14 protein-coding genes are annotated in these 22675 nt (G+C 34.8%); 4 read left to right on the top strand and 10 right to left on the bottom strand.

All coding sequences use genetic code 11. The annotated features are described in order from the left end of the window. The first annotated feature begins 93 nt into the window (after positions 1 to 93). Positions 94 to 345: a 30S ribosomal protein S20 gene (gene rpsT, locus KBJ98_RS05375; RefSeq protein WP_166135008.1), complete on the top strand. Its 252-nt coding sequence runs from the start codon at positions 94 to 96 to the stop codon at positions 343 to 345. 105 nt (positions 346 to 450) lie between these two features. On the opposite strand, the gene KBJ98_RS05370 is transcribed toward rpsT, so the two are convergent. Beyond that, entirely contained in the window at positions 451 to 852 is a 402-nt protein-coding gene (locus KBJ98_RS05370; RefSeq protein WP_210788611.1) for a response regulator, read from the bottom strand. Further along, the gene (locus tag KBJ98_RS05365) at positions 852 to 2567 is read right to left on the bottom strand and encodes a PAS domain-containing sensor histidine kinase (RefSeq protein ID WP_210788610.1); all 1716 of its coding nucleotides are present in this window, start codon (positions 2565 to 2567) and stop codon (positions 852 to 854) included. Before KBJ98_RS05365 ends, KBJ98_RS05370 begins: the two co-directional genes overlap by 1 nt. A 164-nt stretch (positions 2568 to 2731) precedes the next feature. Here KBJ98_RS05365 and typA point away from each other — a divergent pair, with 164 nt between their 5' ends. Then, positions 2732 to 4528, top strand: a complete 1797-nt coding sequence (gene typA / locus KBJ98_RS05360) for a translational GTPase TypA (RefSeq protein WP_210788609.1) — start codon at positions 2732 to 2734, stop codon at positions 4526 to 4528. Between the two features lie 199 nt (positions 4529 to 4727). On the opposite strand, the gene KBJ98_RS05355 is transcribed toward typA, so the two are convergent. The 7 genes from KBJ98_RS05355 to KBJ98_RS05325 all read right to left on the bottom strand — a co-directional run bounded on the left by KBJ98_RS05355 (position 4728) and on the right by KBJ98_RS05325 (position 16624). After that, entirely contained in the window at positions 4728 to 4910 is a 183-nt protein-coding gene (locus tag KBJ98_RS05355) for a hypothetical protein (protein WP_210788608.1), read from the bottom strand. A 544-nt stretch (positions 4911 to 5454) separates the two neighbouring features. Further along, entirely contained in the window at positions 5455 to 10392 is a 4938-nt protein-coding gene (locus KBJ98_RS05350) for a T9SS type B sorting domain-containing protein (RefSeq protein WP_210788607.1), read from the bottom strand. 24 nt (positions 10393 to 10416) lie between these two features. Continuing rightward, positions 10417 to 12522, bottom strand: a complete 2106-nt coding sequence (locus KBJ98_RS05345; protein WP_210788606.1) for a T9SS type B sorting domain-containing protein — start codon at positions 12520 to 12522, stop codon at positions 10417 to 10419. 12 nt (positions 12523 to 12534) lie between these two features. Beyond that, the gene (locus KBJ98_RS05340) at positions 12535 to 13371 is read right to left on the bottom strand and encodes an ABC transporter permease (RefSeq protein WP_210788605.1); all 837 of its coding nucleotides are present in this window, start codon (positions 13369 to 13371) and stop codon (positions 12535 to 12537) included. Positions 13372 to 13442: 71 nt separating this feature from the next. After that, positions 13443 to 14339, bottom strand: coding sequence for an ABC transporter ATP-binding protein (locus tag KBJ98_RS05335; protein WP_210788604.1), 897 nt, complete (start codon positions 14337 to 14339; stop codon positions 13443 to 13445). A gap of 64 nt (positions 14340 to 14403) precedes the next feature. Next, positions 14404 to 14805 carry a response regulator gene (locus tag KBJ98_RS05330; RefSeq protein WP_210788603.1) on the bottom strand — a complete coding sequence of 134 codons (402 nt, stop codon included), beginning with the start codon at positions 14803 to 14805 and terminating at the stop codon, positions 14404 to 14406. Continuing rightward, a complete protein-coding gene (locus tag KBJ98_RS05325) occupies positions 14795 to 16624 on the bottom strand; it encodes a sensor histidine kinase (RefSeq protein WP_210788602.1) in 1830 nt (609 codons plus the stop codon). The genes KBJ98_RS05330 and KBJ98_RS05325 overlap by 11 nt, the downstream gene beginning before the upstream one ends. A 315-nt stretch (positions 16625 to 16939) precedes the next feature. Here KBJ98_RS05325 and KBJ98_RS05320 point away from each other — a divergent pair, with 315 nt between their 5' ends. Both KBJ98_RS05320 and KBJ98_RS05315 read left to right on the top strand, forming a co-directional pair. Further along, positions 16940 to 18004 (top strand): hypothetical protein, encoded by a 1065-nt coding sequence (locus KBJ98_RS05320; protein ID WP_210788601.1) that lies wholly within the window; start codon positions 16940 to 16942, stop codon positions 18002 to 18004. 57 nt (positions 18005 to 18061) lie between these two features. Further along, positions 18062 to 18937, top strand: a complete 876-nt coding sequence (locus tag KBJ98_RS05315; RefSeq protein ID WP_210788600.1) for an SdiA-regulated domain-containing protein — start codon at positions 18062 to 18064, stop codon at positions 18935 to 18937. Here the strand turns inward: KBJ98_RS05315 and KBJ98_RS05310 are convergent. Further along, the gene (locus tag KBJ98_RS05310; protein ID WP_210788599.1) at positions 18920 to 22651 is read right to left on the bottom strand and encodes a metallophosphoesterase; all 3732 of its coding nucleotides are present in this window, start codon (positions 22649 to 22651) and stop codon (positions 18920 to 18922) included. The two genes, KBJ98_RS05315 and KBJ98_RS05310, sit on opposite strands and share 18 nt — an antisense overlap. Positions 22652 to 22675 lie beyond the last annotated feature (24 nt).

Below are 22675 nucleotides of genomic sequence, written 5' to 3'. Positions count from 1 at the left end.
TGAGTCTTGATACTCTGTTTATTTAAAATAGCTTTTGAGTTATTTAACAAAGACTAAAAAAAAAAATAACAAAAAGATAAAAAAAGCAATAAAATGGCAAATCATAAATCAGCTCTAAAGAGAATTAGAAGTAACGAAAAGAAAAGAGTATTAAACAGATACCAACACAAAACAACTCGTAACGCGATTAAAGCGTTGAGATTGGCTACTGATAAATCTGATGCTAGTGCAAAATTGTCAAGTGTAATTTCAATGATTGATAAGTTAGCTAAAAAGAATATCATTCATGATAACAAAGCTTCTAACTTGAAATCTAAATTAACTAAATTAGTTTCAAAACTATAGTTTAAGATATACAATTACAAAAAAGCCTCACATTTGTGAGGCTTTTTTGTTTTCTGTTATATTTGAAGTGTTTTTATTTTAATTGAATGGTGTTGCCTTGTTGGATTAAAAACCCATTTTGTCAGATAGGTAGGTTAGCATTTGTGTGCTAATTGGTTTTGGTAAAAAATCGATAACCATTTCGTATTGCTTTGATTTTTCTAAATCTTCGGGGTCAATGGTTGATGATAATACTACCACTTTTATTGTTTTAAATTCTGAAAATTCTATTTTTTCGAAATAATTCAAGAACTCCCAACCACCCATAATAGGCATGTTTAGATCAAGAAAAATGAGGTCTGGACGAATTATATCTCTATTTTTTTTCATTGCAGTGAAATGTTGCAATGCTTCCTCTCCGTTAGATGATGTTATAATTTCGTGGCAAAAGTCAGCTCGGGCTATTACTTTTTTGCATAGCATCAGTGTAATGGGATCGTCATCAATAAATAGAATTTGATTTAACATTAGTTTTTGTTTTTAAATATTAATGTAAAGGTGGTTCCTTTGTTTACTTCGCTTTCAATTTCAATTGATCCTCCCATCGTTTCTATTTGCGATTTTACCAAGTATAAACCAAGTCCTTTGCTGTCTGGGTAATTATGAAATCTTTGGTACAAGCCAAATACTTTATTTCTGTGCTGATCTAAATCGATACCGATTCCATTATCTTTAAATAGTAATAAAATACCTTCATCAGTTTTTTGTGAAGCTATTGTGATTTTTAATTTTCTGTCTTCTGACTTGTATTTAATAGAATTTGATAGTAAATTTAGCAAAATACTTTCAATATACGCTTTGTTGGTATTGATTATTGAAACATTTGCAAAGTTTAATTTTATAATCGGTTTGTATAATTCAATTTGAAAGCTGAGTTGGCTGAAAACATTTTCAAAAATATCAGCAATTTGAATGTCCTCTTTTTTAATGGAAGGATTATCTTTAATAATGATAACTTTAACGAGATCGTTGATGGTTTCGTTTAGTAAATGGGTTGATTTACTGAATCCTGTTAGGATCTCTTGAAGTTCTTGATTCTCAATTGGCATGTCTTCCAGTAAATTGAGTAATCCGGTGAGGTTGGATAATGGGGCTCTTAAGTTGTGCGACGTGATGTAGGAGAATTGTTTTAAGTCTTTATTGTTTTGCGTTAATTCTCTAATTAGTTGTTCCTTTTCTTTTTCACGTTTTTTATCGTCGCTAATGTCCCTTTGGATCGAAATCCAATGCGAGATTTCGTTTTCAGTATTAAAAACAGGTATCATTGAAAGACGAATCCAATATTCTTCTTTATTTTTAGAAAGACTTAAGGTTTCTATTAAGCATTCTTCTTTTTTGGCGATAGCATTTAAAATAGTTTGTAGCGCTTCTAGGTCTGATTTTGGACTATTAAAAAAGTTAGGTGCTTTGCCAAACATTTCTTCGCTTGTGTATCCTGTCATTTGGCTAAAGGCGGGATTGGTATAAATGATGTTTGGAATTTGATTTTTATCCGAGTGTGCTTCTGTGATTAAAACAGAATCTTTTGATTGTGTAATAACGGTCTCTAGGAGTTTGAGTCTTTGTTCTTCTTCTTTTTGTTTGGTGATATCTTGTATGGCCCCAATCATTCTTGTTACTTTGCCTGATTCATCTTTGATTAAAAAACCGCGGTCTAATACATATTTATATGTGTTATCAGCACATTTGAATCGGTATTGATCTTGCCATTTCTCAGTTTTCTGCTCAATGAACGAGTAAAGCCTAATTGACATTTTAATGCTGTCTTCGGGATGAATTTTGTCAAACCACCAAGTTGATGTGTTTCCGACCTCGTTAATTTGATAGCCAAATACAGATTCAATTCCTTTATTCCATGTAAAATTATCATCTTCGAGTGTCCAGTCCCAGATAGTGTCACTTGTTGCTTTAGCTACAATGTCATATTTTTCGTTTGACTCTCTTATTTCGTCATTTGTTTTTTTCAACTGTTTGAAAATAGCAATACTACGGTTGTCATTTTTGGCTAGAATGAATCGAAAAAGAATTCCTGTCAGTATTATAAAAATGCAATCTTTAGCAAAAGAGTAGAGGTAGAGGTGTTGAGGTTGGATATAATGCCAAGCAATTCTGTAGCTAACAATTGCTACAAAAAGCGAAATGATTATGTAAATGAGTATGACTTGGTTGGTTTTGCTTTTCATTACTCAAATATAAATAATAATTAATTAACTAGTAAGTTTCGTGTTCAACTTATTTCTTTAATCAGTCGATTTTTGCTCGTAATGGGTTAAGTATATGTAAACTATTGGATAAATATTTTTTATCTCAAAATAAAGTGTACCTTTGCACCCATTAAAAATCACAGATGGAATCTATTAGAAACATTGCAATTATTGCTCACGTCGATCACGGTAAGACTACTTTGGTAGACAAAATTATGTATCACTGTCAACTATTTCGTGACAACGAAAACACAGGTGATCTAATTCTTGATAATAACGATTTAGAGCGTGAAAGAGGTATCACAATTACTTCTAAGAACGTATCGGTTACTTATAAAGGAACAAAAATCAATATTATTGACACTCCTGGTCACGCCGATTTTGGTGGTGAGGTAGAGCGTGTATTGAACATGGCAGATGGTGTATGTCTTCTTGTAGATGCGTTTGAAGGGCCAATGCCACAAACCCGTTTTGTACTACAAAAAGCAATTGATTTAGGTCTTAAACCTTGCGTTGTAATCAATAAAGTTGATAAAGAAAACTGTACTCCTGAGGAGGTACATGAAAAAGTTTTTGACTTGATGTTTGAATTAGGTGCTGAAGAATGGCAACTTGATTTCCCAACAGTATATGGTTCAGCTAAAAATAACTGGATGTCTGATCACTGGGAAAACCAAACTCAAAATATTGAGCCATTATTAGATATGGTTATCCAAAACGTACCAGCACCAAAAGTTTCTGAAGGAACTCCACAAATGTTGATCACGTCTTTAGATTTCTCTGCTTTTACAGGTCGTATTGCTATTGGTCGTCTTGAAAGAGGCGTCTTGAAAGAAGGTATGCCAATCTCGTTAGTAAAAAGAGACGGAAGTATTTCTAAATCTCGTATTAAAGAATTGCATACTTTTGAAGGTCTTGGTCGTAAAAAAGTAGAGCAAGTTATTGCTGGAGATATCTGTGCTATTATTGGTGTTGAAGGTTTTGAAATTGGTGATACTATCGCTGACCATGAAAACCCTGAAGGTTTGAAAACTATTGATATTGACGAGCCTACAATGAGTATGTTGTTTACAATTAATGACTCTCCTTTCTTTGGTAAAGAGGGTAAATTTGTAACATCAAGACACATTAGAGAGCGTTTGACAAAAGAATTAGAGAAAAACTTAGCTATGAAGTTAGGTGAAACTGATTCTGCTGATAAGTTCATGGTTTTTGGTCGTGGTGTACTTCACTTGTCTGTTCTTATTGAAACAATGAGAAGAGAAGGATACGAATTACAAATCGGTCAACCACAAGTTATCATCAAAGAAATTGATGGTAAAAAATGTGAACCAATTGAAGAGTTAACTATTGATTTGCCAGAAAATCTATCAGGTAGAGCGGTTGAGTTCGTAACATTACGTAAAGGTGAAATGCTAAGTATGGAAACCAAAGGTGACCGTATGATCGTAAAATTCAATATTCCATCTCGTGGAATCATTGGTTTACGTAACCAATTGTTAACTGCAACTGCTGGTGAAGCTATTATGTCACACCGTTTTATTGGATATGAGCCTTACAAAGGAGAAATTGCTGGACGTAACAAAGGTTCATTAATCTCTATGGAAAAAGGAAAAGCAATTCCTTACTCTATCGATAAATTACAAGATCGTGGTAAGTTTTTCGTAGAGCCAAATGCTGAAATTTATGAAGGTCAAGTAATTGGTGAAAACTCTCGTGGAGACGATATGTGTGTAAACGTAACGAAAGAGAAAAAACAATCTAACGTACGTTCATCTGGAAATGATGACAAAGCTAGAATCATCCCTCCAATTATTTTCTCATTAGAGGAAGCGTTAGAATACATTCAAAAAGATGAATATGTAGAGGTTACACCAAAATCTATTCGTTTAAGAAAAATATATTTAACAGAAACAGATAGAAAAAGATTTAAAATCTAATTTATTTGAATTGTATATAAAAACCATCAGCGTAAGTTGATGGTTTTTTTTTGGACCTAATCCTGCTGTACACTATATCTTTTATACCACCCCAAAAAAGGGGTGTTATAAAAGGATGCCGTTCCCATCAGGGGTATAAGAAAATCTACTTTTATGAAGATAAATAGTTATAAGAAACTTGAATTATCTTTTTAAATTTTTATTCTTTTTTATTTTGCCATTCTGATTGTTTTGAGTTTTTATGAATTACGCTTTCATTTTCATGGAATCCCATTGCAAATCCAAGCATTATTGCTGTAAGTATTACAATTGTTTTCTTTTTGATTCTAGTAATTATTCTTTTACAAGTAGTTGAGCTACTTGTATTTTTAAGTTTACGCATTTTTATTTCGTTTAATTAAACACCTTTTTATTTTCTTAAATCATAGAAAAGATTTAAAAATGAATTTCAAACTATGTTTGGAATTAAAAGGGTATAATTAGTGAAATCAAATAATGCTTTTAGATATAGATTTTGATACAGAACAGGTTTCAATGTTTGAAACAATACGCTTTGGAATTTAAATTTGGTAATATATGTAGCATCAGCTGAATTAAGATACTTGGGATTAATATCAAAGGTAATTTTGAAGCTTGATTTTACATCATGAATGGCGTTAAAAAGAAATTTTGTTCCTTTTAGATTTTCTGCTAGAATACTTTTTTGAGATAAAAGCCTTGAAAATAGGAACTCGAGCTGAATTCAGAATTAGGGAAACACTCACTCGTCATTGATCCTAAAATCAATATAAACATTGCGAGATATTTGATATAATTCTTCATTGATATTTTATTTATAACACGATTTAAAGTAATAGTCCGTCTTTGTATACAACGTTCTCTTACTTTAAATCGTGAATAGCTTTACGTTTAAAGAGTTTTAAGGATTATCTTTTTAAACTAAAATGACCTTTTATTTCCCTTCCGTCTTGTAGTTTTACAGTGTACCAATAATCATCAGATGGCATGGGTTGTCCCGCAAAAGTTCCATCCCAGCCTTGGCCAGTTGCTAAAACTTGTTTGATTAATTTGCCATAGCGATCAAAAATATAAATGATTGTGTTGGGATTAAATTCATTGTTTATTCCTTTCACATTCCAAAAATCATTATATCCATCACCATTTGGGGTAAAATACTTTGGTACGCCAGTTATTGCAATTATTTTTTTAACCACGCCACAGCCATTTTTATCTTTAACGTAGACTTCGTGAATTCCTGGAGGAATATTGGTAAACTCATTACTGTCCTGATAAAGACTTTCGCTATCATCAATGCTGTATTGATAATCACCTGAGCCGCTTACTTTAATGATTACCGTACTTATATCCGTAAGATCTTCGATTTCGATGCTGTTTATTGTTGCAATGTCCGAAGCAGTTACTTTGATAATTCTCGTTCTAGAACATCCCTCAGGAGTACCAACTTCTACGCTGTAAGTTCCCGCAGTATTTACTTTTATAGTATAATTAGTCTCTAATGGTAGGAGCACGTTATCTTTAAACCATTTGTAATTATAATCAGTAGTTGATGAACCATTTTGTAATCCTGCATTAAGTTCGACCATAAATGTAGGGATGTTTGAGCATACAAGCTGATCATCTTTACCATCCAGATTTAGGTCGATTGGTGGTAGCGGATTTACAACAAAACGTAATACAGTAGTGGCTGTACAAGTGGTGTTTTGATTGTTAGTAACTACTGCTGTGATTTCTTGTGTTTTTGTAATGAAAGGATTCGGTAATGGACTAGTTAATGCTACTCCATTTTCATCTAGATAGGTCACGGTTATATCCGTTTGATTTCCTCTAATGATTTGATCAATGTCAGTTGTATTAAAGGCAAACTGCCCGTCTTGCAATAAAGGGTCAGCTTCGTCATCACACGTTGTTGTTAATGCCAGAGGTACCGCAAAAGCTTGTGGAAGTTTGTCAACTACAAAAGAAATTGAAGTTTCATCTTCGCATTTATTTGATGTATTATTAGTGACAACTGCACGAATTGTTTGTGTTGCTGTTCTAAATGTTGCCGGAAATGGACTCGGTAAAACATTTCCATTTGTATCAAAATAAGAAACTGTTACATTGGTTTGGCCTTGTAAAAGATTAGTTTCTAATGTAGAAGTGTCAAAAACATAAGAACCATCTTGATCGTCATCACATTGATTAGGGATTATAACAGGATTTGCAGTCGGTAGTTTTTCGACAGTTAGCGAAACGTAAGGACCTAAACCATAACAAGCATTATTTACATCACTATCTACTCGACCCCAAATTAATTGTGAATAAGGATAATCAACATTTCTGTAGTTTGAAATATCGGTAATTGCATTTGTTTCAGCTAGTGCATCTGCTTGATTTTTATAAAAATTTACAGTGTAATTTCCAGCAGGTAATAAATTTCGAATTTCGGTTGCAGTACTACTAAAGTCAAATGCACTAATACCGTCTCGGTCATTATTTGCTGCTGTATTTGCTCCGTTACTATCTAGAAAATCATCGCATACCACAAAACTTCTTTGGAAAGTATTTGGTATTTGTGTGGCTAATACTTGCAGTTTAATTTCGGCTACGCTAAAACAAGAATTGCTATTTTGAACACGAGTCCATACCGACATGTTGGCTGGAATGGTGTTTGTAAATGCAGTTGGAGTATTGATTTTAGTTGATGGATCGTCAGTGGTAGCGCCGTTAAAAGTGGTGAAGTAAGTAAAAGTTTCGTTACTGGCATTACTCGATATCTCAGTGTTTTTCACGGTTAAGTTAAAGGTTGTAATGGCATCCAAATCATCGTCGCATTGAATGATTGTAGTCGTGTTTACTACCGGAAGAGAGTAAACGGTTAGGGTAGTTTCATCAGATGTTAATCCGCATGAGTTACCAATTTTGTTTAAAATTACACGATATTTAAAACCATTCATGGAATTACTCACACTTACAATTTGTAAATTACGGGTGTTAACGCCGGTGTAGGTTGCACCATTCGAAATAGTATTCCAAGTTGTTCCATTTGTGTTCACTTGCCACTGGTAAGTATTCCCACCATTGTCATCAACTGAAATCGTCGTTCCTTGCATGTCGCATGTAGGGTTAGCTACAGGTTGAGTATTAATTACAATTGGTGCTGCTATCAAATAGTTTGCATTTGGAGCTGTATATCCAGTTCCGCTTGTAACTAAACCATTTGGGTCTACTAAAATAGGTGCACCACCAAGTAAACCGTCATTATTTGAATCAATAAAGCCTGCTTCAATTACATCGGCACATAAATCATTATCGCTATCTAGATCTCTAAAATTGCGCACACTATCAGCATCAAGGTCGTTTCCGGTTTCTACAGCGTCAAGAATTCCATCATTGTCACTGTCTAAATCTAAATAATCAGGAATACCATCTTGGTCGTTATCAAAGGGAGTAAAGCCTGGTTCAAAAGCATTATCTAAACCATTTTTATTGGTATCAGCATTGGCAATAGGTTTGAAAGTATTGTTTTGTGCCTCGATTAGATCTGAAATACCATCGTTGTCGCTATCAACATCCAATTGATCCGCTGTACTATCGCCATCTGAATCTTTTGGAACACAAACTGCAAACAATTCAAATGTAGATTTATTGCTACTGCTTTCAGACAGATTTTTGTGGGTGAATTTGATTGAATTGGCTAAGTAAGTTAAAAACTGAAAAGTACCAGTGCCTGCAGCTAAAGGCGTATTACTCTTAAGACGAAATCGAATTTCGAAAGAAGAAAATTCAGTGACACCACTTTCATAAATACCATCATAATTCGTATCAATTAAAAGTTGATCTGTAGGGTTTAAAACTGTAATGTTTTTATTTACTTCTGAGTTGATGATGTATTCTGCATCGGCGTTCATTAAATCAGAACTATTTGCCGTTTTTACATACCTAATGCCAACTGTCATTGGTTTGTTAAAGTTAGTCGTATAGGTTACAAAATTTCCTTTCCCAGCCAGTACTTCAGATACAAAACTTCCATCATTTTTTCCTGTAAATGGAGTTAAACTTGCTGTTGATGATGTGGTAGTAGCTGCTGTAAAAGAGTTGGAGTAATTACCGATAACGATAGTTCCACTAGTTGGATTGCTAATGTCAATACCAAGGTTTCCATAAGACTCCGTACAATTTGTGATTCCGTCTTGGTCGTTGTCAACATCAATATTATCGTTTGTACCATCGTTGTCCATGTCAGTGGTACAAGCGCTAACTGGTATTAAATCAGAAAATACTGGAGGAGAGGAGCAACCTGAAATACTTCCTTTTACTTGGTAATAACCTGGTTGGGTTGGCCTATAGAAATTGAAATTTGAATTTGGAATTGGCGTATTATTGAAAAACCATTCAAATGAATCATAAGAGGACAGCGAACTCACACTGAGTGTTACGTTTGGTATACAACTGGATCCAGTCGCAGTGATTCCATCACTAATAACTTCGGGTTTAATATCAAAGCCTGAGTAGTAACCTCCGTAAGTAGCCGCACTGTTAGAACCAAAATACGAAACATATACTTGTTTTGTCGAAAAAACGCCTATGTTACCCGTTAAACCAAACAAGGAATACGTTTCGAAGCCAGGATTACCAACCACGTCTCGGGGTGCAACGCCAATTGGCTGACGAATTCCATTGATCGCAATTTCAATTGTTGCTCCTTTTTCGGTAACAATGTTTAGCCCACTATTTGTAGTGAATGTTCTTGATCCTATTTCTTCTATAAAAGGAATATTATCTACAATATTGGGAGTTGAACAATTTAAAGCGGGTACAAAGAAAAGCTCTTGATTAGCCTGCGTTGTACCACCAACACTTTGGTAGGCAAATACTTTTTTGGTAGCTCGTACATATAAACTACCATTGGCAGAATAGTTTGTGCCATCAAGAATAACATATTGACCTGCATTTAATGGTGTTGTATTAAAAGGAGTGGTACTATCGTTTAAATAAATATCTGTGTTGTTTTCATGTATGACCAAAAGTGGGCGTTCTGTTATATCTAGCCCTGCTCCACGTACAAAAATATATTCTTGTCCTACAATAGTGGCTGGTACAATCTGGTCAAAACCTAAATCTAGATTTCCATTTACGTCACCATTAGTTCCTCCAAAAGATCCACAGTTCATAACTATGGGTTTGTCCGCCTTTACTAATGCACCTATTAGACCATCTTTGTTAGCTAAACTAGTATCTTCGGTTGCTATAATATAACTTTGCCCTCTATTTAAGGTTACACTTGGAGGCGTGTTACCTACGCCTGGGTTTCCTATTAAAGTTACCCCTTCTTTTATATCATCGAATTCTACTACAGTGTTGTTTTCTGTTGCTAATACAGATATAAAAGTATAGCGGAAAACTGCATTATTAGTTGTTCGCGTATTCACATAAGCACCAACTCTAAATTCTTGTCCAATGGCAGAAAGTCCTTTGGATACGAGAGAACCTGCTTGATTGTTACCACCCGCTAATACTCTAGCAGCAACATAAATCAAACTTTCTGCCTCAATAATAAAACCTCTATTCGAAATAGGTGTATTTAAAAGGCTAGGATCTGCATGCAGTTGTGTATTTGTACCAAACCCCACATTATAAGCAATTGGAGCATTTTTAGATACGGTGATTTCAGTAGTACCAGCTCCAATAGCGTTAATTTTTACTTTAACGGGAGTCGTACTTGGTGTAGAGATGTATAGAAATTGATCTTGAGCAGCAATTAAATCTGAGCCTGATAAGGGCGGTATGTAATGTGTTTTACTAAATTGTGAAAATGTAGCAACCGAAAGTAACAGAAAGAGAGCGAGTAATGTTTTTTTCATGCGCTAAAAATAGCAAATAAAAATTTATCTTTTCAAAGAAAAATGCCCTTTTATGATGTTGTCTTGATCTAAAACCAATCGAAACCAATAATCATTCGCTGGTAAAAGTTGGCCATTATAAATTCCGTTCCAAGTAGCATTAATTCCTGAAACTTCGCGGAGTAATTTTCCGTAGCGATCAAAAATTGAAAGATTAGCTTTTGGGTATAAATCAAGGTTTTTAATGGACCATGTATCATTAAAACCATCGCCGTTTGGAGTGAAAAATTTGGGATAATCCAATACAATAAATTGACGGGAATCGATTGTACAATTTTCTATATCTCGGACATAGGCGACGTACTTACCAGCGGACAGACTTGAAAAAGTGGCGCTACTTTGAAAAGTAATTCCATCAATAGAATACTCATAATTACCCGTTGCGATGGTATTGATCGTAGCGCTATTATTATTCGAAAAATCATTGACGGTAATATTTTCTATTACATTAATTGTGGTATTTGTGTAAGGCTGAATTTCAAGTGTAATTTTATAAACTCCCGAGCAATTAGAATTGTTTTCGACCCTGACATATAGAGTTTGCGGATTAGTGGTTGTGGTGAAATTACCCTTGAGCTGATTACTTTGCAAAGCAGCATCATCTTGATTGTAATAATATGTCAAATCGCTTGATACTCCCACGGTGCTTGGAGAAATTTTGGGATTTAAGACTTTTTCGAGATTAAATGTCATCGAACCATCTTGATTGGAATCGTTGTCGCACAATACTACAATTGGCAAGTTTGAGTCTAGTGGTAAAACAGAGAGTTGCACTGCAGCATAGTCCTGGCAACTACCTTGTGGGCTTGCAATACTGGCGTGAATAATTGTTGTTGACGAGTAATAATTTTTTAAATTAGTTATAGGATTTCGCTTTTGTTGATAATCAGCAAAGGTTTCATAAAAGGTCATGATACTACTTTCCGAAATTCTTAAATCACTAGTTGCGCTTGACAAATCAAAAAATGCTTGATTGCCACTATCTCCGCATTGCATTAGCGTGGTGCGTAGTGCTGGTTTATAGGTGATTTTTGTATTACCTGTTGCAATACAGGCATTGATGCCAGAGCCGTTGAGCGTTACTTTTGCGGCATATTCTCCCGCATCAGTGGCTTGAAAAGTAGGGTTATTAGCTCCTGCAATTGGCAACGTTGATCCATCTTTAAACCATTGGTATTGATATCTCAAATCGCTAAATCCTGTATCTAAAACTACTGATTCCCCGTTACAAATGGTTTGTTCTGGCCCTAAATTGATTTGCGGTTGAAAACTTCCCGCTTCTATAAACACTGCCGAATCGAATAATTCATTTGAATCATCGGCTATCACTAGTTTTATGTGATAATTTCTTCCTGCAACTACGCTTGTTTTTGCTTTTAAAATAACGGTTTGGGCACTATAATTAATTGGGCTTGCGGTAGAATTAAAACCTGCAAAATACTCCTGATTCATAGCATCGCAACTTGGTTTAGAGATTACCCCATTGTTAAAAGCAGGCGTAAAAGGTCTGATATTGGTTGATGAAACAGGTACGGTTGTATTGGGAATGGTGGCAATATTTCGGTAGGGTTCCGTGCTACCTACTTCTTTAATTAAAAATGCAAAACCATCTGAAAATTCACAAGGAAAATACAATTGATATTCATTTGAAGCAAACAAGTAATTAAAGCTAATGGTATTGGTTAAGGCGGTAAAATCGAATTCGAGCACTGTGGCGTTGATGGTATTATTTCTGCCTAAAGCTATTTGTAAATCTCGGTCCCCTAACCAACGTAAATCTCCTTCACCTTCACTATTGGTATAAGGCCCAGCAGCATTTTGACTGCTAGATGTGCTTAAAATTACTCCTTCTTGGAACGGAAAATTACTCCCATTGGCATTAAAATAGGCATAACTTTTTTTGCTTCCTGAAAAATCATCACCCGTAGCATTAGCATTTTGAGTTGCAATGCAAGCACTATTTGTAAGTACATTTTGTACTAATTGGTTGGCAGTAAAAGTGTCATCAATACGAATTGATTGCGCTCGTGAAAAACAACTAGCGCAAGCAATCATTGTAAATAATGTAAATTTGAAAACCGGATTTTTCATCCTATAAAGGTACTACAAATCTCTTTTTTCTAACAAACGATAAGAAGAGTAAATGAAAATTAAGGTCCAAATCAATACTATTACTATTGCACTTGGCTCAACAGCATAACTATTAGTGTTTTCAACGCCTATTTGATTACCTAAATTTTTAACAACCGATAATCGTGTAAAAGGCATAACAATCAGATTAGACATTGATTGCAAAGGCAAAAATTGTGTAATTTTTGCAGCAGTATCGCTTTGAGGGAAAATTTTAAAGGTTAAAATACCGATGATAACACCTTCAATAATATTCCAAACAAACAAAAATCCAAGTGCAAAAGCAGAACGTTTCACTAAGATTCCAAGGAATAAACAGAAGGAGAAAAATCCAATTAATTTTACAAAATAAGCTAAAAGATACTCTAAATCAGAAAATACAATTCCAAATTCTGTGTACGATGAAAAGCTAAATCCTAGAATTAATGAAAGTATAAAAATAAAAAGAGTTGATAAAGTAGCAAATAACACGACGGTTAAAAACTTAGATTGAATGAATTCTTTTTTGCTCATTCCGTCAATTAAGTTTTGTTTCAGTGTTCCATAGCTGTATTCGTTGGCCATCATTGACACGATAACTATCGCTAAGAATAATTTTAAAATTGCAGCGATGTAGGTGTTAAAATGCCAAATAAAAGGAAAATTAAAAATACCCATTTCGGCTAAATGGAATTTGAAAATCCCAATATCAAATTTGATAGAAGCAATAAGGGCTATAAAGGTGAGTAAGATAAAATAGGTAAGTGTTAAAACTCTACTAGCTTTATTTTTCCATATTTTTTGTAGTTCGATAGTAAGAAGTCTCTTCATGAATTGTAGTTTTAGAACGGAATTAATAGTAGGGCCTGGCAGTTGCTCAAGCATGATTTGGTTAGGCGTTTTTATTTTTGACCAGTAAGTGTCAAAAATTGCTCTTCGAGACTGCTTTTTCTTTTTACCAAATGTTGTAACACAATTTGGCGTTCAAATAGAAATTGATTCAAATCTTTGGCTTCAAGCGGCTCTTTTAGATAGACCAAAACTTTTTCATTTTCAATAGTACACTTTTGTACTGCGGGATGCTGTTCAAGTGCATTTTGCAATTGTTCGTTATTTGCTGCTTGCAGTTCAAAAAAGCCTTCGTTTGCAGCCATTCCATCTACTAAACCAGTATATAAAATCACACCCTTTCTTAACACCACGACATGTGTGCACACTTTTTCTACCTCGTCAAGTAAGTGTGAGGCAAGTAGAATAGTAGTTCCTTGCGCAGCAATTACTTTTATAATGTCTCGTATTTGATGTATTCCTTGGGGGTCAAGACCGTTTGTAGGTTCGTCTAAAATTAAAATTTCAGGATCATTTAGCAAGGCTGATGCTATTGCTAATCGTTGTTTCATCCCCAGTGAAAAGGTACTGAATTTACTATTTTTACGTTCAAGGAGTCCTACAAGTTCCAATTTTTCCTGAACCTTAGCGTAGTTAATGCCTTTAATTTTGCACACTAATTCTAAATTTTCTTGTGCTGTCATGTACGGATAAAAGTTAGGTCTTTCAATTATGGCACCTACTTTCTTTAGCGCATCGTGCGTAGCCATAGTACCTCCAAACCAACTGTATTGGCCCGAAGTTTTGTTGACTACATTAAGTACAATACCCAATGTTGTTGATTTTCCGCTTCCGTTGGGACCAAGAATTCCGTAAACATTACCTTTTTGAATAGTAAAGGAAACATTGTTTAGTGCTTGAACGGCGCCGTAACGCTTGTTGAGGTTTTCAATCGTAAGGATAGGTTTCAAAGGCTTCGTTGTTTAGTTTAAAAGTAGGACGAAATAGTGCCTATTTTGTTACTAAATTGTTGGTTTAATTTGTTCCTTCGATAATTTGCTGCATGTATTGCAGTTTTTGAATAGTGATGGGTTTGTCAATATAGTATTTTACTACAGCATATTTTTTTGCCTTTTCAATATCTACGGGGTCGATAGATGAGGTCATGATAAAAACATGAATGTCCTTTAGAAAAGGCAGCAGCATAAATTCATCTAAAAATTGCCAGCCATCCATCATTGGCATGTTCAAATCTAGCAAAATGGCATCAGGTAGCTCCGCTTGATTACGCACATTTTCGCGCAGTACATCAATGGCGCTTTGCGCATTTGGAAACGATTCTATTTTTTCGCAAAAATTATTTTTGGTAATCAGAATGGTCATCAATCGAGCCGTTAACTTATCATCGTCAATGATATAGGTCAATTTATTTTTCATTGAAATAAATTTTAAAATTAGACCCTTCTCCTTCGATACTTTCAACTTCAATTTTGCCATTCATAGCTTCCAATTGATTCTTGGTAATAAACAATCCAATACCCTTGGCATCTTCATTACCATGAAAGGTTTTGTACATACCAAAAATTTTATGACCGTTTTTATTGAGGTTTAGTCCTAGTCCATTATCTCTAAAATGAAGTACGGTATATGAATCTACTTTTTCGAATTCAATGTGCAAAGTAGCTGTTTGCTTAGCTGATTTGTATTTTATAGCGTTAGTAAATAAATTTAATAGAATACTGTCTAAATAGGCGGGGATGGCTGGTACGGTTAAATCCTCAGGAATAGAGTCAGTAATAATGATTTTGCTTTCGCGAATTGCGAGACGCAAGGCCATTTTAGTTTTCTCTATTTGCTCTTTTAATAGAATATCTTTTTTCTCAATATTTGTTTTTTGTTGAATGGTTATAATTTCATTCAAATAATCAATCGATTCAGATAGTTTTTGGGTACCTTCCTTGAACAAGTCAAAGTAGGATAATTTTTCGTTTATATCATCTGTATTTTCAATTACATCAACTACCATAGCTAAATTACTGGTGTGTGAACGAATGTTATGTGAAACAATGTGTGTGAAGTTGAAAAGTTTATTGTTTTGATTGCTCGTAACTTCTAGCAATTTTTTCAATTCTAGTTGTTTCTCGATTCTTGAAGTAACATTGCGACCTACACCAATAAAATTTACAAAATTATTTTGCGCATCAAAGGCGGTGGTGATATTAAGTTCGTACCAGTACTTTTCGCCTTGCTTGGTATAATTCAAGATCGTAATTTTTATACTTTCTTTGTTTTTTACCGCAAGTCGCAATAATTCACTGCTTTTAGGATCGGTTTCGGGTCCAATAGATAGGTATCCTGGTTTTTGCCCAATTACTTCTTCCATAGTCAGTCCGGTTAAATCTAAATAGGCCTGATTGGCCCAAACTGCATTACCTTCTTCATTTGCAATAACGATAGTATCAGTCGTTTCAGAAGCTGCAAGCGATAATAAATTGAGTTCTTTTTCAGATTTTTTCCGCTCGCTGATATCTCTAATGTAACATACTAAGTAAGTGATATTGTCTACAATGAACTTTTTACCCGAAGCAATTTCTACAGGTATAAGTTCACCGCATTTGGCTTTTAAAACGGTTTCGTTTACGGTATACTCATTCCGTTCTAAATTGTATTTTAAAAATAATCGAGCCTCTTTTCGGGCTTCTTCTGGAAAAAGTTGTGAGTTATGTAGTCCTTTTAATTCAGATAATTGATAACCTGTAAGTTCTTTAGATCTTGGGTTGCAATCGGTTATAAAACCGCTCGAAGTATTAATTATAAAAATGGCATCATTGGCACTAGAAAAAATGGATGAAAATTTTTCTACGTTCAGCTGCAGTTCGTTAATAAGGTTTTGTTCATTGGTGATATCCTGAAAAGTACCAAGCAAATTGGTTGCTTTTCCATCCTTAAATTCAACTTGGCAAATACATTCTATGTAACGAATATTGTTTTTTGCCGTTGTAATTTGAAATTTGTCATTAAACGATAGTCCTTCCTCGACCGCCCGCCGCATGTAATGGGAAATGCGGTCTCTATTATTACCTTCGGAGTAAAACTTTATACCACTTCCTTTAACAGGAATAAAATCATCAGGAAGTTCAAGAATTCTTTTGGTCACAGCATCCCAAAAAATTTCATTGGTGTCCAAATTCATTTTCCAGATGCCAATCTTAGCTGATTGTGCAGCCTTGAAGTAGAGTTCAAGCTTATCCGTCATTAGTTATGTGGTATATAAATTTAATTAATTTTTGGCGTCCAAATATAAAATTTAAATTCAGGGAACCTCTTTTTTTAACATAAAAAATTAAGATTTATGATTAATAATTTAAAAATTTTATCTAATTGATTTCTTATCAATGGTTTAGGTTTTTATTTCTGAATATTGAGGAAAATAGAAAGTGAAAAAGTATTTTTTGACTACTTTTCTTATATCATCTGTGATTTAGTAGCTTTCGAAAAATTCTATTTTTCTAGGGACGTATCAACTGCGAATCTTTAGTTTTATTGTAAATTTGTTATAAATCCATCCGATATGAATGAGCCAATAATGATCTTTAAAAAACCTTCGTATCCTATCAATCCGGCACTGTTAGAATACCTTCAACGCTTTGATCGTTTATCTGAAGTCTCTGTTTTTTATGATGACTTGTTGCGTTTTTCGGGTTCGGTTACTGTGTATGATACAATGGATCAAGATACTTTATGGATTAGGGTTTACTACAGCGAATTTGAGCGAGAAGAAATTGACTTGAATTTAAAAAAGATTTATTCTTTGTTACACTCTGATGGAAATTTGAGTATCATTAAGTTTTTAAATATTGACTCGATTGATTATTGTACGTTTGGGAATTCAAAACCTTTTCGAATCAAGGTGCGAAATATTCTAAACGACAACTACACGCATTTTTATGTCAAAAAAGCCGATGCTTCGCGTATTTACGGACTAGAGTTAGAGCACATCTTATCGCCTGACAAAATCAATTTTTTGGTTTATAAAGATACCCTCATCGAAGAGCATATTATGGGAATTCCCGGAGATGTTTTTATCAAAACCCTTTTGCAAGAGCGTTCTGAAACGGAAAAAGCACAAATTGCCAAAGAGTTTGTAAAATTTAATGAGCGTTGCATGATTCGTTTGCTGGGTGACATGCGTTCCTATAATTATGTTATTGTTCCGATACACGATTTTGATCATGTTGTGTATAAAATTCGAGCAATTGATTTTGATCAACAATGTTACGAAGGCAATTTTAAAGTGTATCGTCCGCAATTTTTCAAGGAAAATTATCCGATGGTAAAATTAGTGAAAGACAAATTGCAAGAAAGTTCGATTGAGCAATACAAAGATGAAGAACGTGCCGTTTTGGCCAAACGAATTCTGTCAGCTGAAAATCGGATTAATCGTTTGCTTGAAATTATGGGCGAAGACGAATTGGCACCTGAGGCTCATTTGCAACAGCTCAAAATGGAATTGTATCGCTACACAAATGACATGAATTTTAAAAAAGCAAAATCAATGGGAACTGTTATGTCGGCTGCTTTTGAGTTCATTATTCGGAATTTCAAAAACACCAATTTGTTTAAAAATAAAATGTAATGGAGTACCGTTTCCTACAGATAACAACCAAAATAAAGGTTTAATAAAAAATCGAATATGAAAAAACATTGGATACCAATTATAGCTCTTTTTGCTGGAGCTTGTCAACAGGATTCAACTGTATTACAAGAACAATACGAGCTTCCAAAAAAGTTAAAGGAAGTTTCAGGAATCACTTTTGATACCAAAGCTGAAATGCTTTGGGCGCTTGCCGACAGCGGAAACCCAAATAAGATTTATGGTTTGGATAAAAACGGTTCAATTGCCAAGACCTGCGAAATTACCAATGCTACCAATACCGATTGGGAAGATATTACTCAGGACAAAGAAGGCAATATTTACATCGGTGATTTTGGAAACAACGATAACGAGCGCAAAGATTTGGTGATTTATAAAGTAGACCATTCATCTTTAACTGATGGCGAAGCGAATGCAGCCTACGAAATTGCTTTTTATTATCCGGAGCAAAAGGAATTTCCACCTTCCAAGAAAGAACTTTTGTACGATGTAGAAGGTTTTTTTGAACACGAAGGTTATTTTTATTTGTTTACCAAAAACCGCAGTAAAAATTTTGATGGTACATCTTTATTATATCAAGTGCCGAATAAAGCCGGAACTCATGCAGCCGTATTGTTAGGTTCCTTAAAAACTTGCGACAGTTACAATCATTGCGCGATAACAAGTGCCACAATAAGTCCTGACGGGGCAAAAGTTGCTTTACTCACGCACGATAAACTAATTCTTTTGGAGGGTTATTCCAATGGGAATTTTTTAAAAGGAACACAAACTACTTTAGAGCTTGGTCATTTTTCGCAAAAAGAGTCGGCCGTATTTATTGACAATGAAACGATTCTCATCGCTGATGAAAAAGCAGGAAGCGATGGCGGAAAACTCTATAAAACAAGTTTAAAAAACTTAAAATCCAAATCCTAAACCAAAAGCGATGCGCGCTGGCTCACCATTGCTTTTAAAGTAGGTGAGTCTGGCCGTGAGCGCATTGAGTCCGTTCAGCCATACACCACCCCCAACTGATTGATGCCATTTGTCTGATTCTTCTCCTTTCAGCCAAACGCGGCCGTAATCGTAGCCAGCCAAAACTCCAAAACTCATCGGTATGATGCTGCGCTTAATTTTTCCGATATTAAAACGTAGATCACTGCTTTGATAAAACGATTGGTTTCCTAAAAATCTTTCGTTTCTAAAACCACGCAAATCGTAATCTCCGCCCAAAGTAGCAGCTTGATAAAATTCAAAGTTAGAGTTCAATACGTGTTTGGCTTTTACAATTGTAGCTAGTACAACCTTCCCTTTGGCATCAATTTTATGATTAAAATTCAGTTTGCTTTCAATCGTAGGGAAATTACGCTTGCTATCTTCAAGATTTGTTTTCCAGCTTCCGCTAATGCTAAATCCCATTCCCATCGAAGGAAATGCAGGTTCATCATAGTTTTCAAAACTATATTTAACCATTGCTCCCGCAAAATGCTGATTGGTAAAAACCTCTGGTCGCACTTGAGTTGAATTTTCAATAAAGCGATCGGCAGTTTCTTCAACATTGATACGTTCGTACACGGTTTGTAATTGAAATGTACCACCAAACAAGCCAATTTTTTTAAGTGAGGGCATGACCTTTAAGATTCTAATTTTTACCCTATTGAAATCACGCCCAAGATCTTCCTCGTTATTTCTGGTCTCGTTTCCGTACCCAAAATAATTGATAGAGAAGTTCGGACTTGTAAATCGTCCTTCAACATCGGCGTCCCATTTACCAAAAAGCTTTGGGAATTTACCGTTGTAAATGGCTTCATAACCACTAGTAGCAAAGTAATAGTTGGTTTTTAAAGTATGTTTTTGAGTATATGGATTTTGTTTGTAATCGTTCACTATGTAGCCGGTTACAATTCCTAGTTTGATGCCATCATCGGGGTTAAAGCCAATGTTGGGCAAGCCTGTAAAATAATTGTAATTTGGTTTTTTGTAGTTGTATAAATTGCTTTCGTAATTATCAGTAATGCGCATGCTTGTTGCTGCATCAACTTGATAATTGTTGTTTTTACTTTTAAAATCGTGAATTTTAATGTTCTTACCTTTTTCTACTTGGTAAGAATCCTCGTTTTGGCCGCCAATCAAACGTATTTTTATTTTAGACGATGCGGTACCTGTAACTTGAAATTCGTCATCATCATCAAGACCATAAATCCATATTTTTTTGGTAGTATTGTCTGAAAATTGCTTGCTGTACTGCAGTTCATCACCTGACTTTTTCTTTCTAAAAACAGCGACTTCAACTTGATTTTTATTGTTTTTTCGAATTTCAAATCGATCTTTTTTATCCGTACCAACCAATAAAACGGTATGCTGTAACACTTTGTAATAGGTTTCTGCAGCAAGCAACAATTGTTTTTTACGTTTTCTTAGTTTTGTTTTAATAGATTCAATGGTGCCGTCTTGAACTTCTTGTGGTAGAGAATTAAAGGCCTTGTCAATTGCTTTATCTGTCAATTCGTTCTGAATGAAAGTGGCTTCTTGCATCCAATTTACCAAAGTACTAGTTTTTAAAAAAGCCAAATCAAGCGGGTAGGCCTCGCGGCTCATAATTTTTACTTTTTTTAAATGGTCTTTAAACGTTTGCATGTGTCGCAACTGCACTTTATTCATCAACACAAATACTAAAGTACCATCGTATTTGCTAAAAGCTTGATCTCGATCTCTAGGAATGGGTTTGTAAATTATTTTTTCACCCACACGGTATTCGCCCCAGCGCCATTGGTCTTCGTGACGGTCCCAATCACCAATTAAAATATCAAACAAACGCGCTCTGATATAGGCATTTTCATCAACGGCATATTTTTCGTCTTTTCGTAAGTTCTTTAAAACATCATCAGTACCTATAATGGCTGTCGGAGTACCAAAACTTTTTACTCCAAGTTGGCTGTCCGTTGGGCGTTCTTCAATGAGGTACAGTTCGTCACCATATTGTTCATTGAAATTTCCTAATGCCGCGTGCTTCGGGACATAAAATAATTTTGGATTGGTATGCGCTACTCCAATTGTTTCAGCCAATTTTCCAACAGCAAACGGAGTATAAGGATGTGCAGTGGTGTAAAAGTCAGCGAGTAAACTTTCGGCATAGGTATTTTCAAACTCATCTTGAATGAATTGTTTTTTAAAAGCAACTGCTTGGAGGAAACGTGTTGTGCTTTTTTTCATGCCGCGCATTACGTACTCGCGCTCGTTGCTGTCAAGTAAGCGCAAGGAGTTGGATTGGTGTCCGCCGCCAGCGCGTTTTGGTGTGAGTCCACCTAAAAGTGTATCTAAGGTTGCTGTAGGTACAGTAATGGGTTGGCTATAATACGTTCTGTAATGTTTACCAAAGAAAAAACGGTAAACACCTGACTTTTTTGTTTGTGAGGCGCTATAAATTTGAGTAGTTGTTTGTTTGGGAAAATTTTCAGCTAAACTTTTAATATCATAATCCTGCTTAGCTGTGCTGATTTGTTTTTCGAAAAGCAGTTTTTCTTGATGGTTTTCGATTCCGAAAAAAGTAACTTTCGAAGCTCCGTTTTCAAAAATAGACAACTTAGCAAAGCCATTTTTTCCGTATGAAAAATCGTTTGGAAAAACAGCCTTTGCGGCTTCATGTTTTGAGCCAGCACCGCTAATGATTTGTTTGATGTTGTCTTTTTCTAGGTATTGTAAATTGTGGTCGTGACCGGAAACAACAATAACATTAGCGTGACTTTGCAGCAAGGTTTTTACTCTTTTTGTAAAAAGATCGTACGGTTTGTTTTGTAAATCTTGCGGACTTATTCCAGATGTTTTTCGGATTAAATTGATCAATGAGCCAATTATTGGTAACGGAATTTTCTTTTCGAGTGGGAACATCTGCTTTTGCAATGAAAATTGTCCGCCATGTGATCCGTTGCTCATCAAAGGATGGTGTACCGCAAGAACGACTGTTTTATCTTGATTTTTCACCAAAATGCTTTCTAATTCCGTAAAAAAATCTTCACGTGTTTTGATGCTGCATTCATCGTTTATGGTAGGATGCTTGTCCCAATTTTCTAAAAACCATTGGCTGTCAATGGTAACTAAAGTCAGGTTACTGTTCAATTCTAAATCCTCAATAGCACAACTTTTACTTGGTAAAAAAGATTTTTTATTATTTAGGTAATTGGTAACAAATTGAGCTTGACGTTCTAATCCTTTTAAACCGCTGTACCAATCGTGATTGCCCGGAATAAATATCGTTGATCCTTTAAAATTTTTAGACAAATCGAGTTGTTTGGTCAGTTTGTCCTCGGCAATTAATCGTTCATTGGTAAATTCATGATCAGGTAGGCCTTTCGGATAAATGTTATCGCCCAAAAATAGCAAAGTACTTTTTTTAGGTGCTTTTGAAAGTTGTTTTTGAAGTAATTGTAGCGTTTCTTGCGCTTGTTTTTCGTTGGTATTTCCTGCATCGCCAATTAAAAAAAAGGTATGGGCAATTTTTGAACTATCAACTGCGTTTTGAGTTGGGTTTTTGCTGTTTTTGCCATATTGCGCATGATATGTAGCACACGATTGAATGATGAATATTAGGACACTTAAAAAAAGAACTCGTTTAATCAAAGCTTTAAAACGGCTAACTGAAAATAATTTCATAATTTAGTTGAGTAAAAATACATC

It is taken from the genome of Flavobacterium erciyesense, from assembly GCF_018069925.1.
Lineage (GTDB): Bacteria > Bacteroidota > Bacteroidia > Flavobacteriales > Flavobacteriaceae > Flavobacterium > Flavobacterium erciyesense.
Note: the sequence above shows the minus strand (reverse complement) of the source record. Positions and strands in the feature narration are given on the sequence as shown.

What these genes read in the sequence shown, in the direction of transcription:
- KBJ98_RS05350 (WP_210788607.1), bottom strand. Translation starts at nt 10,392, where the DNA reads ATGAAAAAAACATTACTCGCTCTCTTTCTGTTACTTTCGGTTGCTACA.
- KBJ98_RS05345 (WP_210788606.1), bottom strand. Translation starts at nt 12,522, where the DNA reads ATGAAAAATCCGGTTTTCAAATTTACATTATTTACAATGATTGCTTGC.
- KBJ98_RS05365 (WP_210788610.1), bottom strand. Translation starts at nt 2,567, where the DNA reads ATGAAAAGCAAAACCAACCAAGTCATACTCATTTACATAATCATTTCG.
- KBJ98_RS05340 (WP_210788605.1), bottom strand. Translation starts at nt 13,371, where the DNA reads ATGAAGAGACTTCTTACTATCGAACTACAAAAAATATGGAAAAATAAA.
- KBJ98_RS05325 (WP_210788602.1), bottom strand. Translation starts at nt 16,624, where the DNA reads ATGACGGATAAGCTTGAACTCTACTTCAAGGCTGCACAATCAGCTAAG.
- KBJ98_RS05320 (WP_210788601.1), top strand. Translation starts at nt 16,940, where the DNA reads ATGAATGAGCCAATAATGATCTTTAAAAAACCTTCGTATCCTATCAAT.
- KBJ98_RS05310 (WP_210788599.1), bottom strand. Translation starts at nt 22,651, where the DNA reads ATGAAATTATTTTCAGTTAGCCGTTTTAAAGCTTTGATTAAACGAGTT.
- KBJ98_RS05370 (WP_210788611.1), bottom strand. Translation starts at nt 852, where the DNA reads ATGTTAAATCAAATTCTATTTATTGATGACGATCCCATTACACTGATG.
- KBJ98_RS05355 (WP_210788608.1), bottom strand. Translation starts at nt 4,910, where the DNA reads ATGCGTAAACTTAAAAATACAAGTAGCTCAACTACTTGTAAAAGAATA.
- typA (WP_210788609.1), top strand. Translation starts at nt 2,732, where the DNA reads ATGGAATCTATTAGAAACATTGCAATTATTGCTCACGTCGATCACGGT.
- rpsT (WP_166135008.1), top strand. Translation starts at nt 94, where the DNA reads ATGGCAAATCATAAATCAGCTCTAAAGAGAATTAGAAGTAACGAAAAG.
- KBJ98_RS05330 (WP_210788603.1), bottom strand. Translation starts at nt 14,805, where the DNA reads ATGAAAAATAAATTGACCTATATCATTGACGATGATAAGTTAACGGCT.
- KBJ98_RS05315 (WP_210788600.1), top strand. Translation starts at nt 18,062, where the DNA reads ATGAAAAAACATTGGATACCAATTATAGCTCTTTTTGCTGGAGCTTGT.